Raw genomic sequence first — 15,483 nt, forward strand, 5'->3', positions numbered from 1 at the left:
CGAGTTTGCTGGGCGATGGCGCGCATGCCGAATCGCTCCCCTGACCGATGAGACCAAGTGGCGGTCACGGAGTGGCGCTCGAAATTTGTCCATGACACCGACCGCAAATCATCGGACAATGCCTGCACAATGGCAAACATGGCACCTGATCCGCCTCCGCGAGGACTGCTCGAATGAAATCATTGAAGCTGATCGGTCTGACCCTTTTCGCCTCGCTGGCGCTTTCGGCCACGACCTTCGCCCAGGATATCACAGTGGCGGTGGCCGGCCCGATGACGGGCAGCGAGTCCGCTTTCGGCCGCCAGTTGCAGAACGGCGCCGAACAGTTCGTTGCCGATGCCAACGATGCGGGTGGCGTGCTCAACAAGAAGCTGAAGCTGTTCATCGGCGACGATGCCTGCGAACCGAAGCAAGCGCGCTCCATCGCTGAAAGAATCGCAAGCCGGGGTATTCCGTTCGTCGCCGGGCATTTCTGCTCGTCGTCATCTATTCCGGCTTCCGAAGCTTACGCCGACGGCAATGTACTGCAAATCACGCCGGCCTCGACCAACCCGCTGTTCACGGAACGCAAGCTGTGGAACGTGCTGCGTGTCTGCGGCCGCGACGACCAGCAAGGCGTCGCCGCCGCTGAATACATCGTCGAAAACTTCAAAGGCAAGAACATCGCCATCCTTAACGACAAGACAACCTACGGTAAGGGCCTCGCCGACGAGACCAAGAAGGCGCTGAACAAGGCCGGATTTCAGGAGAAGATGTTTGAGTCCTACAATAAGGGCGACAAGGACTTTAACTCCATCGTCTCGCGGCTGAAGCGCGACAGCATCGATCTGGTTTTCGTCGGCGGCTATTATCAGGAGGCCGGACTAATCCTGCGCCAGATGCGTGATCAGGGCCTCAAGACCATCCTGATGGCGGGCGACGCCATGAACGACAAGAAGTTCGCATCCATTACCGGCCCTCTTGCCGAGGGTACACTGTTCACCTTCGGTCCGGACCCGCGCAAGAAGCCGACAGCCAAGGCGATCGTCGAGAAATTCAAGGCCAAGGGCGTCGATCCGGAAGGTTACACGCTCTACACCTATGCGGCGATGCAGGTGTGGGCACAGGGCGCTGCCAAAGCGGGCACGACGGATCCTATGAAGGTGATGAAAGTCATCAAGGCAGGCGCGTGGGATACCATTCTCGGCAAGCTGGAATTCGATGCGAAGGGCGACATCAAGCAGATGGGCTATGTCATCTACAAATGGGACGACAAGGGCAACTATGCCGAGATCGACCCCGCCATCTGAGCCGCGACATTCATCTCATCCTTGGCATCGTCCCCTCGAACGCGGGGAAGACTGCGCGCGTCATCCTACCGAGCGAGAGTAAAGCCAGGTGTCTCGTCCAATCATCCGAAATTCTGCAACGCCGGAAAGGTCTCCAGCAGCCAGATACTAGCGTTGGAGATCGTTCCGGTGAGAAACGCGATGCCGGTCAGCACCATGAGTACGCCAATTCCACGCTCTATCTTAGCGAGATGACGTTTCATCCGATTGAGCAGCGAAGAAAACTGTTCAACCATGAATGCCGCCAGCAGAAACGGAAGGCCGAGCCCAGCCGAATACACCGCAAGCAAACCCGCTCCCTTCACGACGGTGTCCTCTGCCGCCGCCACCGACAGGATCGCCGCCAGGATCGGCCCGATGCACGGCGTCCACCCGAACGCGAACGCAAGCCCCATCACATAGGCGCCCCATAACCCGACCGGCTTCGGCGCCGTGAGCCGTCCTTCGCGCATCAAAAAGCCGATTCGCGTCAGTCCGAGAAAGTGCAGGCCCATGATGATGATGACGATGCCGGCAACGATCGACAACTGCGCCGACCAAGCCCGGATCAGGCTGCCGATGAAGCTCGCACTGGCGCCTAGCGCGACGAAGACCGTGGAAAAGCCGAACACAAACATCAACGCGGCGAGCATCACGGCCCGCTTCGAGGCCTTCACTGTCTCGTCGTGAGAAACGTGTTCGATGGTAGTGCCGGTGAGATAGATCAGATAAGGCGGCACCAGCGGAAGAACGCAGGGCGACAGGAAGCTGACAAGGCCCGCGACCATGGCGGCGGGAAAGGAAACGTCGTGAATCATGCGGCTACTTGCCCTACCATCGCGCCACGATGCAAGGGCTTCGCTTCCTTCCGCGACATTTGTGATCAGGCGTGATCGATTGACCCCGACACGCCCGTGCCGTCATCTGACGGTCGGCCGTTTCCCATCGCCGCAAACGAGACCGAACCATGAAGAACCTTCTTACCGACATTTCCGGGGTCCGTGTCGGCCACGCAGACGACACGAAGCTGGCGTCGGGCGTCACGGCGGTGCTTTTCGATACCCCAGTCGTCGCGGCGATGGACGTGCGTGGCGGGGGCCCGGGTACGCGCGACAGCACCCTGCTCGACCCGGTCAATACGGTGGAGCGGATCGACGCTCTCGCGCTGTCAGGCGGCTCCGCTTTCGGGATCGAGGCCGGCGGCGGCGTTCAGGCCTGGCTCGCCGAACAGCGGCGCGGCTTTGCGATCGGCGACGCGGTCATACCCATTGTGCCCGGCGCGGTCGTGTTCGATCTCTTGAACGGCGGCGACAAGCAATGGGGTCGTTTTGCGCCCTATCGCGATCTCGGCTACGCCGCCGCAGCGGCTGCGGGAAACGATTTCGCACTCGGCAGCACCGGTGCCGGGCTCGGCGCTACGACCGCCAATTTGAAGGGCGGCGTCGGCTCCGCTTCGGCCGCCACGCCAAGTGGCGTGCGGGTGGCGGCGCTCGCCGTGGTGAACGCGGTCGGCAGCGTCACAGTCGGAGACGGCCCCTGGTTCTGGGCGGCGCCATTTGAATCCGGTGACGAATACGGCGGACGCGGGTTGCCGCCGTCGTTCACGCCGGAGATGCTGGCGATGCGATTGAAGGGCGGCGGGACAGCAAACGCTGGCGAAAACACGACGCTCGCCATCGTCATCACCGATGCGGTGCTTACCAAACCGCAAGCCAGACGGCTTGCGATCATCGCCCAAACCGGTTTCGCGCGGGCGATTTATCCAGTTCACGCTCCCCTGGACGGCGATATCGTGTTCGCTGCCGCCACCGGAGCCAAGCGAATCGATCCGCTCATCGGATTGACCGAACTCGGAATGATCGCAGCCAACACGGTGGCTCGCGCGATCGCACGCGGCGTCTATGAAGCAAAAGCACTTCCGTTTCTGAACGCATTGCCGGCATGGAAGGACCGGTTTGATCGATGATTCCAATCTGGCGTGCATAGGTCTTTCCGCCACCGAGGACGGCATGTAATTCATGTATAGTGTAAATAATTGTATTATTTTGTGTATTTAAGGTTAGTTTCAAGTATAGATTTAGACAATCTGACCGGCGGATACTCCTCGTGCGCACTGTCGCGCATCTCAGCAATGGAGAAACGTCATGAAGAGAATCCTCGTGCTCGCGTTCCGTCCCCCGACCCGGTGCTAACGCCGCTCATTGCCCCCGGACGCGGCTCATGTTACGCGGGGCTCTCTCAAGCTCCGCAGAAATTTTCGGAAACGTTCATGTCCCAGACTTTTGTGCCGCGTCCTCTCGTTATCGCACCGTCGATCCTGGCCTCCGACTTCTCGAAGCTTGGCGAGGAGGTTCGCGCCGTCGATCAGGGGGGTGCCGATTGGATCCACCTCGACGTGATGGACGGCCATTTCGTGCCGAACATCTCCTACGGCCCCGATGTCATCAAGGCGATGCGCCCGCACACGAAGAAGATCTTCGATGCCCATCTGATGATCTCGCCGTGCGATCCTTACCTCGAAGCCTTCGCCAAGGCCGGTTGTGATCACATCACGGTTCACGTCGAAGCGGGGCCGCACCTGCACCGCTCGCTGCAGGCCATTCGCGCGCTCGGCAAGAAGGCGGGGGTCACACTCAATCCCGCGACGCCGCTCTCCACCATCGAATACGTGCTCGACATGGTCGATCTGGTGCTGGTGATGTCGGTCAACCCCGGTTTCGGTGGCCAGAAGTTCATCTCCTCGGCGGTCGGCAAGATTCGGGATTTGCGTACGATGATCGCTGGACGGCCGATCGATATCGAGGTTGACGGCGGAGTCGGACCCGACGTTGCGGGCGAACTTGGCGCCGCCGGCGCCAATGCCTTCGTGGCGGGCTCCGCGGTGTTCAAGGGCGGCACCATGGAGTCCTACAAGGCGAACATGGACGCGATCCGCAGCGCCGCCGCGGCAGCACGGGGCGAAGTGGTCTGACGCAAACGCCGGTACCGGCAGCGTATAGTTCTCGCCCGCGCCCGGAGCAGGAAGGGTTGCAAGTCCGCCTGCCCCGACGGCTTGCTCGCATCGGCAACATACAGCCTCGAGAATGCAGACAAAGCAGATCTCGCCGGCGGCAACTTGTTGCTGCGGATATGCAACGCCACGAGGAAAAGCCGTAGCTGAGTCGCTCCGTCGATTGACATCGACTTTGTTCCCCCTCAAACAGATCGGCGACGGTTCTCCCTCGGGAGATCAAAAGGGAACGTGGTGCGGGATCATCCTAACGCCACGGCTGCCCCCGCAACTGTAAGCGGTGAATCTGCGTCACACGCCACTGGGATATCTCGGCCCCGGGAAGGCGACGCCAGGTAACGACCCGCGAGCCAGGAGACCTGCCGTCAACCCGTGGTCACACGCGAAGATGTCAGTCGGGGACTACAGACATCCGCTTCATCGGCGCCGGCATAGGCTCCCGTGAAACCTCGTTCGCTGTGACGTGCCACCGACGTCCTGCCGAGGTTCCCTCCATGTCCGCCTCCTCCTTGTCCGGGGTTTATCGCAGAAGCCTGCTTGCCTCCACCGTCCTCGCCTCGCTGGGATCGGTCGGCCTGACGACGCCTTCGTGCGCGCAGCAATCCGCCTCTCCCAATCTGCTGCCTCCGATCCGGATCGCGCCGCCGCCGGATAGAACGACAGATTCACGGCCGCCATCTCACCGCGCGGCGTCGCGATCGCGCCGTGTGGCCCGCTCCGCTCCTCGACACCCTCCTGTCACTGAGACGCCCGTTCCGGGCACGATGGGTTCGACCGTGGTCAGCCCCACGGGAGTGGTGACGCCTGCAAGGCAATTGGCAAGCTCCATCACCATCGTCACCGAGAAGGATATACAGACCCAGCAGTACCGCACCGTTCCGGATATCCTGAGGACGGCTCCCGGTCTGAATGTGTTGCAAGCCGGCGGACCGGGCGCCCAGACTTCGGTTTTCATGCGAGGCACGAACGCCAACCACACCAAGGTGATCCTCGACGGAATCGACATCGGCGATCCCGGCAACGCGAATGGCGCATTCGACTATGCGCATCTTCTTGCGGCGGACATTCAGCAGATGGAAATTCTTCGGGGCCCGCAAAGCGGACTCTATGGTTCCGACGCAATCGGCGGAGTGATCTCCATCATCACAAAAAAGGGCGAAGGTCCGCCGCGCGCCACCGCGTCAATCGAGTCCGGCTCGTTCAAAACGTTCAACCAGACGCTCGGATTGAGCGGCTCCGAAAAGAACTTCAACTACGCGGTCAACGTCGCCCATCTCCATGCCGGAGATGTTCCTGTCACACCGCCGGAGCTTCTCCCGCCCGGACGGCAAGCGATCGGAAACAACTATGACAACATGACCTATTCGACCAAGCTCGGCGTCGATCTCAATGAGAATCTGACCGTCAATTCGGTGGTCCGCTATACTGACGCGATGCTGCTGTTCACGGGCGACGGTGGATTTCCAAGCACGCCCAACGCCACCCAGAGCACACACGCCGTCCAGCAACTCTTCAACCGCGAAGAAGCCGTGTGGTCTCTGTTCGATGGGCGCGTCCAAAGCTACTTCGGTGTCAATTACACCAACAGCAGAGGCTACGACGCAGGTCCCGGCAGTCCGGTCACGACCACCACGGGCGAGCGCCTCAAGTTTGACTGGCGCACGGTGGCCGAAATTGCGCGTGACAACCATCTGGTCTTCGGCGCCGAGCATCAGACCGATCGCATCGACACCACCGATCTTGCCGCCAAGAACGGCAACAAGGCAGGCTTCATCGAGTTGCAATCAGCTCTCGCGAACCGCCTTTTCCTCGTTGCGAATGTCCGCCAAGATTCCAACGACCTGTTCGGCGAGCGTATGACCTACCGGGTCGCACCGGCGATCATTGTTCCAATCACGGAAACGAAACTGAAAGCAAGTTACGGCACGGGATTCAAGGCGCCTTCGCTGAGCCAGTTATTCCGGGACTTTCCAACCTTCAATTTCTTCGCCAATCGCAACCTGAAACCGGAAGATAGCCGCGGCTACGATGCCGGTTTCGAGCAACCTCTGTTCAACGATCGTGTGCGGTTCGGCTCGACTTACTTCCATAACGACATCACCAACCTGATCGACTACAATGCCACGTTCACATCGTTGGTGAACGTGAACAGCGCGACGACCGAAGGCACCGAAACTTTCGTTTCGGCACAGATCACCGAGCGTTTCGGAATTCGCGCGGATTACACCTTCACCCGTGCCGTCAATGCCGCCACCGGCATGCAGCTGCTGCGCCGACCGAAGGAAAAGTGGAGCGCAACCGCGACCTGGCTCCCCCTCGATGCATTGACACTGTCGGCGACCGTGCTCCGCGTCAACGACTGGATTGATGTCACCCGCGACGGTTCAATCTCCGGAATTGTAGCGCCGGGCTATACGCTGGTGAACTTGCGTGGCGACTATGCCGTCAATGACCAGGTCAAGGTATTCGGGCGGATCGATAATCTCTTTGATGCCCGCTACCAAAATCCGACCGGGTTCCTTGCGCCGGGCCTTGCGATTTTTGGCGGCATCCGGGTGGCAAGTTACGGGGTGCGATAACTCTCGACCTCTTCCCGACGAGGAGAAGTGAAAAGGCGGCGGGAGTCCACGCAACAAAGGGGTTCGCTAAAACTATTCCGGCTTTGATGAATCAAAGCCGGGCCTTTAGCTTTTTGTTTTGACGTGCTTTCTTTACACGAACAGGTCATTCATCCTCGGGTCAAGCCCGAGGATATGCTTCGCTCGAAACGCTGTAGTCTAATCGATCGGCCGTCCAGTCAGGGCAACGAGCTCGCGCACGAGACGATCGGACATCTGGCCGGTCACCGGCATCCGGCGAGCCTGCTCGAACTTCCGGATCGCCGCCTGGGTTTCGGGCCCGGCCGTTCCTGTCGGCTTAAATTGACCATAGCCATATTCCGTCAATATCCGCTGCACGGCGGCGACGCGGCGATTCGCATTGATAAGATCGGCGACGGGATCGCTATGCGACCCAGTCGTTTTGACGGGATTGGTGGGCGCTTCTCCCGCACTCGCGTGCTGTTCTGTTGTCCCCGTCTGATCCGCCTCGACTGGTCGAGGCCGCGGCAGCGGATTGCTCTGTTGCACCAGTGGCATGGTGACAGCCGATCCAAATATCGGCGACGGATGATGGCCGGCCTGCAGGAACATGGCGTTCGTGACGATCGCACCGATGGCGGTAAAAGCCAGGCACCCGGCAACCAGATCTTTCGGGCTATGCAGGAGCACGCGCATCGCGAGACCGCGTTCCTCGTCAACTTCGCTCTTCCTGGTTGCCACGCTGCGGCGGCGTGGCCGCATCACACCCTCTTCAACAATTTTTCTAGGCACTCTTCCTCACCCGGTAATCTTGATCCTGCTTGCCGGAGCGGGAGGCCGGCGTCAGCGTCGCGATGTTATTCGATGACGACTCCGCGTCGGGCACGAGTATCAGCGGCAACATGACGGTTACCGTGGTCCCCTCTTGTACCTTGCTCTGCACATCGATCTCGCCCTGGTGCAACACAACCAGACTCTTGACGATCGACAATCCAAGTCCAGTCCCTTCCTGACGTCGTTGATAGGTCTTCCCCGCCTGGAAGAAGGGGTCGCCGATCCTCTTAAGATCTTCCTGCGCGATGCCGACGCCGTTGTCCATCACACGCAGCGCCATGCGCGATCCTTCGACGCGGGCCGAGATCGTGACGCGGCCGCCCCGCTCCGTGAATTTGATGGCATTCGATACCAGATTCAGAACGATTTGTTTGAACGCGCGCGGATCGCCAATCATCTGCGGCAAATTTTCCGGAACGCGCGTGACCAGTTCAATACCGTTGTCGCGCGCCTTGAGCGCGAGCAGATTGCTCCCGTTGAGCAGCACCTCGCGCGGCGTGAACGGCTCGGGCAATATCTCGAAATTCCCGGACTCCATTTTCGACATATCGAGAATGCTGTTGACCACCGATAATAGATGCTGGCCGGAGTCGTTAATGAGCTGGGCATACTCCTTGCGGCGCGTGGCATCGAGCGGCAACCTCGCTTCCTGAACGATCATCTCTGAAAATCCGATGATGGCATTGAGCGGCGTTCGCAGTTCGTGGCTCATTGTCGCGAGAAACCGTGTCTTGGCAGCGTCAGCACGTTCGGCCGTGGTGCGCGCCATATCCAGCGCGTGCTCCTGCTGCTTCCGGTCGGTGACGTCCCGCATCACCGCGACGACTTCGGGTTCGGCCAAGGAGGACGGCTCAAGCGGTCGGCACCGCATTTCCACCCATATGAAATCCCCCGAAGATCGCGCCTCTGATTTCGCACCAGATGCGACGTCGCGCCTGAGTCTGAATTCGACGCTTTGGGCATCCTTGCCAAGTGCAGCCGCCGCGAGCGCCGTAAGATAGGCTGGGCGATCAGCGACGTGGACCCGATCGAACAGACCATGGTCCTGTAACTCCGACACCGGCACGCCAAGCAGGGCTTCCGCGGCCGGCGAAATAAACTGCACGGCGCCGTTGCGCCGGTGACGCGAAATCACGTCGCACATGTGGCGCGCCAGCAGGCGATAACGGTCTTCCTCGACGTTCAGCAGTGAGGCGCCGGTACGCATCAGCGCTTCGTAACCAAACGCCACTCCGGCAGCATAAAGCATGGCGGACGCAATACCGAACGCCATGAAAACACTATGCGCCGCCACGCCGGCATCGGGCAGTGGCAAAACATCAAAATAACTCATCGCGATCAGCGCGAGCACGCACGACACTGCAAGCATCGCGGCGAAGGCGACGACACGGCGGGACGCGGACAGCGCCGCCTCCAGCGGAATCACAACGGGCCAGACGGCAGCGAACGATTCAATCCCACCGGTCGGGAGCGCGATCATCATGACGAGACCGGCGAGCGCGATCGACGACAGCACGTGGGCGCCTTCGTAGCGGCCGGTGCGTGACAGGAAATAGGACAACAAAATCGGCACGACGAGCCAGGCGAAAGCCACCACTTCCAGTGCCGTCGGTGCACCGCGGATCGCCAGATACATCGGAAACGCCGCGAGCGCGACGAGGCTGCCGAGCAGCCGCGGCCCCATGAAGGTTCGATGCCGCGCCCGCGTCAACGCGTCGTATCGCGCCGATGGATGCAGCAACGCGTCGAGACGGTCCTGGATAATGGTCAATGCGGTCACGTTGCTTGCGCTTCAGCTGACGTCGTATCCGACGCGCCGGAACGCCTCCATTTGTGGGTTCAACGTGTCAGAGTGAACTTAAGCGAACACTAAAGTGCAGCTCTCTGCGTCACGAAACAGCACACACGGATGGCTCTTTGTCGCCTTGCAACGCCTTCATCGGTGCGAATGGTGAACGCAAGGTTTCCGCCACCATATACGGACGACGCCGAGGATCGGCGTCGCGTCTGGCGACCGCGTTTCGCACACGCATCAATCGAAAATTTACGCCGAATCAAATTCTGCCGCCGTTTGCGGGATTTTTGTTTGCCCGGACGCGTCGAGCAAACGGGGGATTCAGGACCATTTGATAGGGAAAGGACAGATTGCGGAATTCAACGCAACGTGACGAAGATCAAAAACGCATAGGGACGCGACATGTTTTTCCTGCTTCGCATGGCATTCTGGCTCGGGCTCGTGCTCGTGCTGCTGCCGAGGGATGAGGCGCCCGAGGCGAACAAGGCACCCAAGATTGGGGCTTCCGACGCTGTATCGGCCGCCACAGCCGCCGTATCGGATATGAGTCAATTCTGCACACGTCAGCCGGGCGTCTGCGAGGTCGGGGGCCAGGCTGCCTCCGCAATCGGCCAGCGCGCGCAGGACGGCGCGAGAAAGCTCTACCGGATCATCACCGAGAAACGCCCTCCCGACCATACGGGGTCGATCGACGGCGTTCCCTCCGTCGAAACGGCGGATTCCGGCGACGTGCAGCATGACACCTTGACGCCGGAGGATCTGCAGGCGGAATGGCGTCTCGCTGCTCCGAAAACCGTCCCGAGGGAACAATTCCCATAGATCGCCGGGTCCATATCGATTTTATGTCTCCATGGCCTTATATTAGTCGGCTGGGACACATTACACATGAGCCGTGATGACGACGATCGACGAGATCAGGGACAACTTTGAGCTTCTGGAAGAGTGGGACGACCGCTACCGGTACGTCATCGAACTCGGACGCACCCTTGAGCCCATGAGCGAGGCCGAGCACTCCGCGGCGAATAAGGTGCAGGGCTGCGCCAGTCAGGTCTGGCTGTCGCTCAAAGCCGGTCGCGGCGCTGACAGCCACCCGGTGCTGACCTATGTCGGCGACAGCGACGCGCATATCGTGCGCGGGCTGATTGCGATCCTGCTCACGCTTTTTTCCGGCAGGAAGCCACAGGACATTCTGGACACCGACGCGATCGCCGTCTTCGACGGCCTTGGCTTCCGCGAGCATCTCACGCCGCAACGCTCCAACGGGCTGCGCGCGATGGTTGAGCGCATTCGCAGGGACGCGCGCGAAGCGCTGGCTGCCGCAGCCTGAGGCTGGTTTTCGCCTTTCGAATTTCGGGCAAGAGGAAATGCGGATCGCGCGAACGACGCGCGATCCCACTTCGCTCGAAAACGCTCTAACCGCTCGTGAACCTTGCATCGCTTGCCAGCCACGTCCGGACGTGGGCGCTCGTTTCTGCACGCGCGTGGAGACCGTAGTGCCTCGCCAGCCTGTCCAGTGCCAGTTGCAGCACGACTTTCGCCGATCGCGGGGGCCACCCGCGTTCACGCTCGACATCTTCGAGACCGCGAAGAAAGCAGCAGACGTCCATTAACAAGCCGGAAAATTCCGGTCCGCATGCTTCCAGCGCCAGCCGCACGCGCTGCCGCGCAGCAACGATCAGATCGGTCATCTCACAGGCGCCGGCTCCGGACCCGCGCCCTCCGGTCGGCGCCGACCAGTTCGAGGTCACCCGCGGCGTGAGATTCCCCCGCGTAAAATCCGCGCGCAATCTTTCGCCGGCCGCGAACTGATTGGGGCTGATCATGGCGCGTCCATCGCGACCCTTACGGCGCGCCAGCCAGGCGAGAGGGCTCTCGCTGTCGTTGGCCATCACGGTCGCAATGCCTGCGTCGGTCACGATCTCGCGCTCGGCGAGCGCGAGATGCTGCGCGCGAAACCGGTCCACGATTTCAACCGGCCGCTCTTTCGGGCGACGCGACGATTTACTACTGCCGCGATTAGATGCCGTCATCGGATGGTCCGTCGAGGCGTTCGCCGCAAACCGTGCACATCGCTTCGATGTGCTGCGAGCCGGCGATCAAGTCTGAGGTCATCGCGGCTATCTTCCACGACGCGGCATGCATGCGAGACCGTGGTGCGATCACGATCGAAGGCGCGGCCGATTGCCTCGAAACTCAACGCAAAACCAACGTGCGCCAGATACATGGCGACCTGTCGGGCATAGGCGGCGTGCGGCGCGCCGCGGGTCGGCGATATCATCGCCGCAGCATCGAGACCAAATTCTCCGGCGACCAGTCGCGCGATATCGTGACAGACCAGCCTTGCCGAGGTTCGCGACCGCCGGCGGGATGTGGGTGGAGTGGACGGATAGGTCAAAAGCATGGAGCAGGCCCCTCTAGGAAAATAATCATATATCCTAGAGGTTGTTCTCTACCCGGGGATAGCATTTTTTCGGTAAAATTTGAAAGCCGAAGGTATCGCCAAGGAACGGTTTTGGATAATATTCCCAATATTGTACTTTACGGACCCACTTTTCTAGGGTAGGATTAGCTCAATCAAGAGGTTGAGCCATGACTTCCGTCCTATCCGCCAAGCATTTCCACGATGAAGCCGCTGCCTACAAATATCTTGAGGCGCGCATTTGGGCTAATGGCCGCTCCTGCCCGCATTGCGGGGTTGTGGATCGCAGTTCGAAAATGGAAGGCGAAAGCACCCGGATAGGCGTTTACAAGTGCTACGCCTGCCGTAAGCAGTTTAGCGTAAAGGTCGGCACCGTATTTGAGTCCAGCCACGTTAAATTGCACATCTGGCTTCAGGCTGTTGCGCTGCTTTCGGCCTCCAAGAAAGGCATGAGTGCGAACCAACTCCACCGCATTCTTGGCGTGTCCCTCAAGACCGCGTGGTTCATGGGACATCGCATCCGAGAGGCGATGCGCGACGGCGATCTTGCACCAATGGGCGGCGCTGGCCAGATAGTTGAAGCTGACGAAACCTACTTCGGCCCGACCGAGGAAAAGAAGATGTCGCCGCAGCGAAAGGGGCGTCCCTTCACCAAGGGTGGTCGTACCGGCCCATCAAGCAAGCGCGCAATTGTCTCACTTGTACAGCGCGGCGGTAAGGTCCGGTCATTCCACGTTGAGAACGCCGATAAGAGCACCGTGGCGAAGATCGTCGCTGAGAATATCGCTCACGAGACCCGTCTGCACACCGACGAAAGCCGCCTTTATGTTGAGGTTGGGACCGCGTTCGCTTCGCACGAAACCGTGAAGCACAGCGCCAAAGAATACGTTCGCGGTGACGTTCACACCAATACCATTGAAGGCGTGTTCTCTATCTTCAAGCGCGGCATGAAGGGTAACTACCAGCACTGTAAAGAGAAGCATCTGCATCGTTATCTTGCGGAATTCGATTTCCGTTACAACAACCGCGTCAAGTTGGGCATTGACGATGTGGCGCGCGCTGACATCGCGCTTAAAGGTATCGTTGGGAAGCGCCTAACCTATCGAACGACTAATTGAGGAAGGCCTGCGATGGCTAAGAAGCCAAAAGCTCGAAAAGCTCCGGCTAAAACAGATGATGAGAGCAAGCAAAAAGAGCAATCCGCGCGGTTCATAAAGGCCGCGCGGGAAATTGGCGTTGATGAAAGCGGGAAAGAGTTTGAACGGGCAATTAAAAAGATAGTTCCGTCCAAGAAGACATCTAGTCGTGGAGCTTAGTAGCGAGATGGCGCATAAACGACCGCACTGACTGTAAAATATCGTTCGCTCGTTCTACAGAGTACGATTTGTCAGGGTGCATCGTCGGGTTGCGGTAAGCCCGCCTCATGTCATCAATGTTTTTCGATGCTTCTGCAAAAAACTGCTCATCGGGAGAGCGCGCGCCCGATGCTTTGATGCGACGCTCCAATTCCCTGTCTATCTCACGAAGGTAGCTACCCCAATCGTTCTGCTTCTTGATACCCATCTCCGCCGCGAGGCTGGCAAGCCCCACTTCAAGCACTCGCATTAGGTGCATAACGCAAGCCGTTGGTCGGTTCAAAGACAGGCAAGACCCAGCCTCAGTAATGTCATCCGTAGCAGACGAAAAATTGTTAAAAACTTCTTGACCGAACAAACGTGGGTCATTGAAATACGACCCGTGGACTTCCAAGGCGAAGAATTTTCGGCCCTTCAGTTCAGCATTCACCAATGTAACGAGCGACTGAAAATGCAGGCGCAGATCGCCCATCTCTTGGGCTGATATCTCAACAATAACTCGCTTTAAGTCGCGCCGCAGTGCGGAGGCATTTTTGCCGAGTGACGGACCGAGGATTTCTAGAATGTGGGCACATTCGTCTGGGGTGCCGTGTAGTCCGAGGCGAACAAATAATTCGGAGAGGTCTCGCACACTGTGCATCACATCCTGGATGCCGTGCGCGGTAAATCGCCCGATTCCCACTCCGTGATTTTCAAGAAGATTTTTAAAGCTAGAGACTTCAACTATCGCGCCAGATAACGCGCGAGCATTAAATTCGAACATATCCCAGAGGCTCCAGAGCCGTCCGGGTTGAAAAAGTCGCCCGGCGCTACTCATGATGCACCAAGGGTCCGTAAAGTACAATATTGGGATAATATTCCTAATTATCTATAGCGCCACAATTAAGATTATAGGCCGTCCAGACAAGGAGGGAGATTCCCATGTCTTGCGCGCCAGCACCTCCGAGGCTTTCGATTAACCGCGATTGTTCGTCCCGAAGGATCTGGCTTTCGACGATTTAGTACGCGCGCCGGTCAACGGTGATTGACTGAGGAACGACGACATGGGCGAGCATGGCGTTTTCGGGCTATCAGCCTCGTCGCTATATTATACGAATATTTGCCGGCGGCGGCGGCTGAGCATTCCTGTATCCAGTCAGAAATTTACTCAGAGGCATGAGCCTCTGGTTTAGCTCGTTTGCGCGCTCACCGACCTCAAGCACATTTTCGACCGTTACTTGCCCGCGTTTGATGTCTAATCCGTCCGGGGTATTGTTTTTGGCACGAATAAGAACCGCTCCAATAGACAGCGACGTGGTCTTGTAGCGCCACCGATTCCATCTTTTCCAGAAAGTGAAATGCACTGGCTCTGTACATAGAAAAATCGGACACCACATCGAAAGCCTTACGCCAAATGGCAGCCCGCGCTTTCCAATTCATCGGGAGCTTTACGCCAAGTTCAGACGGCGCAATCGTCATCATTGTGAGCAAAGAGGCCACGAAGTGACCCTCTAGGCTGCCCCAGGAAACCACCATGATCCCGATAGCCCTGTAGAACTCATCGGCCCCTTCTGGATCATTTGATGAAGGCGTATGTTCGACGTTCAATCGAAATAAAAACGGTTCGGCCGGCGTTTCGTCCACCATGGCGAATCCCGAAAAAGACGACCAATACTAAAGAGCCCCAACATTCGGTAGCCGAAACCGCTCGCGCTATTTCCGGCGCCGGCGCTGCTGGCCAAGGCCCATGTTCTTGGCCAGTTGCGACCGCGTGACCGCGTAGTTGGGGGCCACCATGGGATAATCGGCAGGGAGTTTCCATTTGTCCCGATACTGCTCGGGGCTCATGTTGTACTGAGACCGCAGATGGCGCTTGAGCGATTTGAAGCGCTTCCCGTCCTCCAGGCAGATCAGGTAGTCGGCCGTCATCGATTTCTTGACCGGCACGGCCGGCTTGGTCGGTTCCGACGGTAATTCGCCCCGCCCGGACGACACGCGCAGCAGCGCGGCATGTACCTGGCTGATGAGGGCGGGAATTTCCGAGGCCGGCGTCGTGTTGTTGCTAAGGTAGGCGGACACGATCTCCGCCGTGAGGTCGAGAAAACTTTTACCCGCTGAATCGCTCATGATCTCAAATTTTCCGGATCGTAAAGCATCGATACGCTCGGAATGCGATCAGAATCGGCCTTTGCGCCCCAAGGAATA

The 15,483-nt window shown here is 59.0% G+C and carries 16 protein-coding genes and 1 riboswitch; of the genes, 8 read left to right on the forward strand and 8 right to left on the reverse strand.

The window, feature by feature from the left end; translation table 11 throughout:
• Window positions 1–173: 173 nt before the first annotated feature.
• Window positions 174–1,289, forward strand: coding sequence for a branched-chain amino acid ABC transporter substrate-binding protein (locus B2M20_RS11865; protein WP_079447253.1), 1,116 nt, complete (start codon window positions 174–176; stop codon window positions 1,287–1,289).
• 101 nt (window positions 1,290–1,390) lie between these two features.
• Here B2M20_RS11865 and B2M20_RS11870 read toward each other — a convergent pair whose 3' ends face one another.
• Window positions 1,391–2,125: a cytochrome c biogenesis CcdA family protein gene (locus B2M20_RS11870; RefSeq protein WP_079447254.1), complete on the reverse strand. Its 735-nt coding sequence runs from the start codon at window positions 2,123–2,125 to the stop codon at window positions 1,391–1,393.
• Window positions 2,126–2,274: 149 nt separating this feature from the next.
• On the opposite strand from B2M20_RS11870, the gene B2M20_RS11875 reads away from it, so the two are divergent.
• The 3 genes from B2M20_RS11875 to B2M20_RS11885 all read left to right on the forward strand — a co-directional run bounded on the left by B2M20_RS11875 (window position 2,275) and on the right by B2M20_RS11885 (window position 6,896).
• On the forward strand, window positions 2,275–3,273 hold the full coding sequence (locus B2M20_RS11875; RefSeq protein WP_079447255.1) for a P1 family peptidase: 999 nt from the start codon (window positions 2,275–2,277) through the stop codon (window positions 3,271–3,273).
• Window positions 3,274–3,576: 303 nt separating this feature from the next.
• Entirely contained in the window at window positions 3,577–4,278 is a 702-nt protein-coding gene (gene rpe, locus B2M20_RS11880; protein WP_079447256.1) for a ribulose-phosphate 3-epimerase, read from the forward strand.
• Between the two features lie 225 nt (window positions 4,279–4,503).
• Window positions 4,504–4,698, forward strand: a riboswitch (cobalamin riboswitch).
• A gap of 113 nt (window positions 4,699–4,811) precedes the next feature.
• Window positions 4,812–6,896, forward strand: a complete 2,085-nt coding sequence (locus B2M20_RS11885) for a TonB-dependent receptor plug domain-containing protein (protein ID WP_079447257.1) — start codon at window positions 4,812–4,814, stop codon at window positions 6,894–6,896.
• 198 nt (window positions 6,897–7,094) lie between these two features.
• Here the strand turns inward: B2M20_RS11885 and B2M20_RS11890 are convergent, their stop codons facing one another.
• Together B2M20_RS11890 and B2M20_RS11895 are read right to left on the reverse strand one after the other, a co-directional pair.
• Window positions 7,095–7,658: a peptidoglycan-binding domain-containing protein gene (locus B2M20_RS11890; RefSeq protein WP_079447258.1), complete on the reverse strand. Its 564-nt coding sequence runs from the start codon at window positions 7,656–7,658 to the stop codon at window positions 7,095–7,097.
• A 22-nt stretch (window positions 7,659–7,680) separates the two neighbouring features.
• Window positions 7,681–9,501 carry a sensor histidine kinase gene (locus B2M20_RS11895; protein ID WP_338013168.1) on the reverse strand — a complete coding sequence of 607 codons (1,821 nt, stop codon included), beginning with the start codon at window positions 9,499–9,501 and terminating at the stop codon, window positions 7,681–7,683.
• Window positions 9,502–9,927: 426 nt separating this feature from the next.
• Between B2M20_RS11895 and B2M20_RS11905 the strand changes: the two genes are divergently transcribed.
• Together B2M20_RS11905 and B2M20_RS11910 are read left to right on the forward strand one after the other, a co-directional pair.
• Complete coding sequence (locus tag B2M20_RS11905; protein ID WP_079447261.1) at window positions 9,928–10,344, forward strand: DUF5330 domain-containing protein; 417 nt, start codon at window positions 9,928–9,930, stop codon at window positions 10,342–10,344.
• Window positions 10,345–10,420: 76 nt separating this feature from the next.
• Window positions 10,421–10,852 carry a SufE family protein gene (locus tag B2M20_RS11910; protein ID WP_079447262.1) on the forward strand — a complete coding sequence of 144 codons (432 nt, stop codon included), beginning with the start codon at window positions 10,421–10,423 and terminating at the stop codon, window positions 10,850–10,852.
• Between the two features lie 85 nt (window positions 10,853–10,937).
• Here B2M20_RS11910 and B2M20_RS11915 read toward each other — a convergent pair whose 3' ends face one another.
• Both B2M20_RS11915 and B2M20_RS11920 read right to left on the reverse strand, forming a co-directional pair.
• Complete coding sequence (locus B2M20_RS11915) at window positions 10,938–11,555, reverse strand: DUF6456 domain-containing protein (RefSeq protein ID WP_079447263.1); 618 nt, start codon at window positions 11,553–11,555, stop codon at window positions 10,938–10,940.
• Window positions 11,552–11,926, reverse strand: coding sequence for a helix-turn-helix domain-containing protein (locus tag B2M20_RS11920; RefSeq protein WP_079447264.1), 375 nt, complete (start codon window positions 11,924–11,926; stop codon window positions 11,552–11,554). The genes B2M20_RS11915 and B2M20_RS11920 overlap by 4 nt, the downstream gene beginning before the upstream one ends.
• Before the next feature lie 188 nt (window positions 11,927–12,114).
• On the opposite strand from B2M20_RS11920, the gene B2M20_RS11925 reads away from it, so the two are divergent.
• Window positions 12,115–13,062 (forward strand): IS1595 family transposase, encoded by a 948-nt coding sequence (locus tag B2M20_RS11925; protein WP_079447265.1) that lies wholly within the window; start codon window positions 12,115–12,117, stop codon window positions 13,060–13,062.
• A gap of 12 nt (window positions 13,063–13,074) precedes the next feature.
• On the forward strand, window positions 13,075–13,260 hold the full coding sequence (locus B2M20_RS19120; protein WP_139372895.1) for a hypothetical protein: 186 nt from the start codon (window positions 13,075–13,077) through the stop codon (window positions 13,258–13,260).
• On the opposite strand, the gene B2M20_RS11930 is transcribed toward B2M20_RS19120, so the two are convergent.
• The 3 genes from B2M20_RS11930 to B2M20_RS11940 all read right to left on the reverse strand — a co-directional run bounded on the left by B2M20_RS11930 (window position 13,244) and on the right by B2M20_RS11940 (window position 15,405).
• Window positions 13,244–14,062, reverse strand: a complete 819-nt coding sequence (locus tag B2M20_RS11930; protein ID WP_139372896.1) for a hypothetical protein — start codon at window positions 14,060–14,062, stop codon at window positions 13,244–13,246. The two genes, B2M20_RS19120 and B2M20_RS11930, sit on opposite strands and share 17 nt — an antisense overlap.
• 431 nt (window positions 14,063–14,493) lie before the next feature.
• On the reverse strand, window positions 14,494–14,925 hold the full coding sequence (locus B2M20_RS11935) for a hypothetical protein (protein WP_079447267.1): 432 nt from the start codon (window positions 14,923–14,925) through the stop codon (window positions 14,494–14,496).
• Between the two features lie 66 nt (window positions 14,926–14,991).
• A complete protein-coding gene (locus tag B2M20_RS11940) occupies window positions 14,992–15,405 on the reverse strand; it encodes a Ros/MucR family transcriptional regulator (RefSeq protein WP_079447268.1) in 414 nt (137 codons plus the stop codon).
• Window positions 15,406–15,483: the final 78 nt, after the last annotated feature.

The organism is Nitrobacter vulgaris, assembly GCF_002028545.1.
Classification (GTDB): domain Bacteria; phylum Pseudomonadota; class Alphaproteobacteria; order Rhizobiales; family Xanthobacteraceae; genus Nitrobacter; species Nitrobacter vulgaris.

Bases quoted from the DNA above. Each gene is read 5' to 3' on its own strand.
- B2M20_RS11935 (WP_079447267.1), bottom strand. From the start codon at position 14,925: ATGGTGGACGAAACGCCGGCCGAACCGTTTTTATTTCGATTGAACGTC.
- B2M20_RS11920 (WP_079447264.1), bottom strand. From the start codon at position 11,926: ATGCTTTTGACCTATCCGTCCACTCCACCCACATCCCGCCGGCGGTCG.
- B2M20_RS11875 (WP_079447255.1), top strand. From the start codon at position 2,275: ATGAAGAACCTTCTTACCGACATTTCCGGGGTCCGTGTCGGCCACGCA.
- B2M20_RS11865 (WP_079447253.1), top strand. From the start codon at position 174: ATGAAATCATTGAAGCTGATCGGTCTGACCCTTTTCGCCTCGCTGGCG.
- B2M20_RS11925 (WP_079447265.1), top strand. From the start codon at position 12,115: ATGACTTCCGTCCTATCCGCCAAGCATTTCCACGATGAAGCCGCTGCC.
- B2M20_RS19120 (WP_139372895.1), top strand. From the start codon at position 13,075: ATGGCTAAGAAGCCAAAAGCTCGAAAAGCTCCGGCTAAAACAGATGAT.
- B2M20_RS11930 (WP_139372896.1), bottom strand. From the start codon at position 14,062: ATGTTCGAATTTAATGCTCGCGCGTTATCTGGCGCGATAGTTGAAGTC.
- B2M20_RS11910 (WP_079447262.1), top strand. From the start codon at position 10,421: ATGACGACGATCGACGAGATCAGGGACAACTTTGAGCTTCTGGAAGAG.
- B2M20_RS11870 (WP_079447254.1), bottom strand. From the start codon at position 2,125: ATGATTCACGACGTTTCCTTTCCCGCCGCCATGGTCGCGGGCCTTGTC.
- B2M20_RS11885 (WP_079447257.1), top strand. From the start codon at position 4,812: ATGTCCGCCTCCTCCTTGTCCGGGGTTTATCGCAGAAGCCTGCTTGCC.
- B2M20_RS11905 (WP_079447261.1), top strand. From the start codon at position 9,928: ATGTTTTTCCTGCTTCGCATGGCATTCTGGCTCGGGCTCGTGCTCGTG.
- B2M20_RS11915 (WP_079447263.1), bottom strand. From the start codon at position 11,555: ATGACGGCATCTAATCGCGGCAGTAGTAAATCGTCGCGTCGCCCGAAA.
- B2M20_RS11940 (WP_079447268.1), bottom strand. From the start codon at position 15,405: ATGAGCGATTCAGCGGGTAAAAGTTTTCTCGACCTCACGGCGGAGATC.
- B2M20_RS11890 (WP_079447258.1), bottom strand. From the start codon at position 7,658: ATGCGGCCACGCCGCCGCAGCGTGGCAACCAGGAAGAGCGAAGTTGAC.
- rpe (WP_079447256.1), top strand. From the start codon at position 3,577: ATGTCCCAGACTTTTGTGCCGCGTCCTCTCGTTATCGCACCGTCGATC.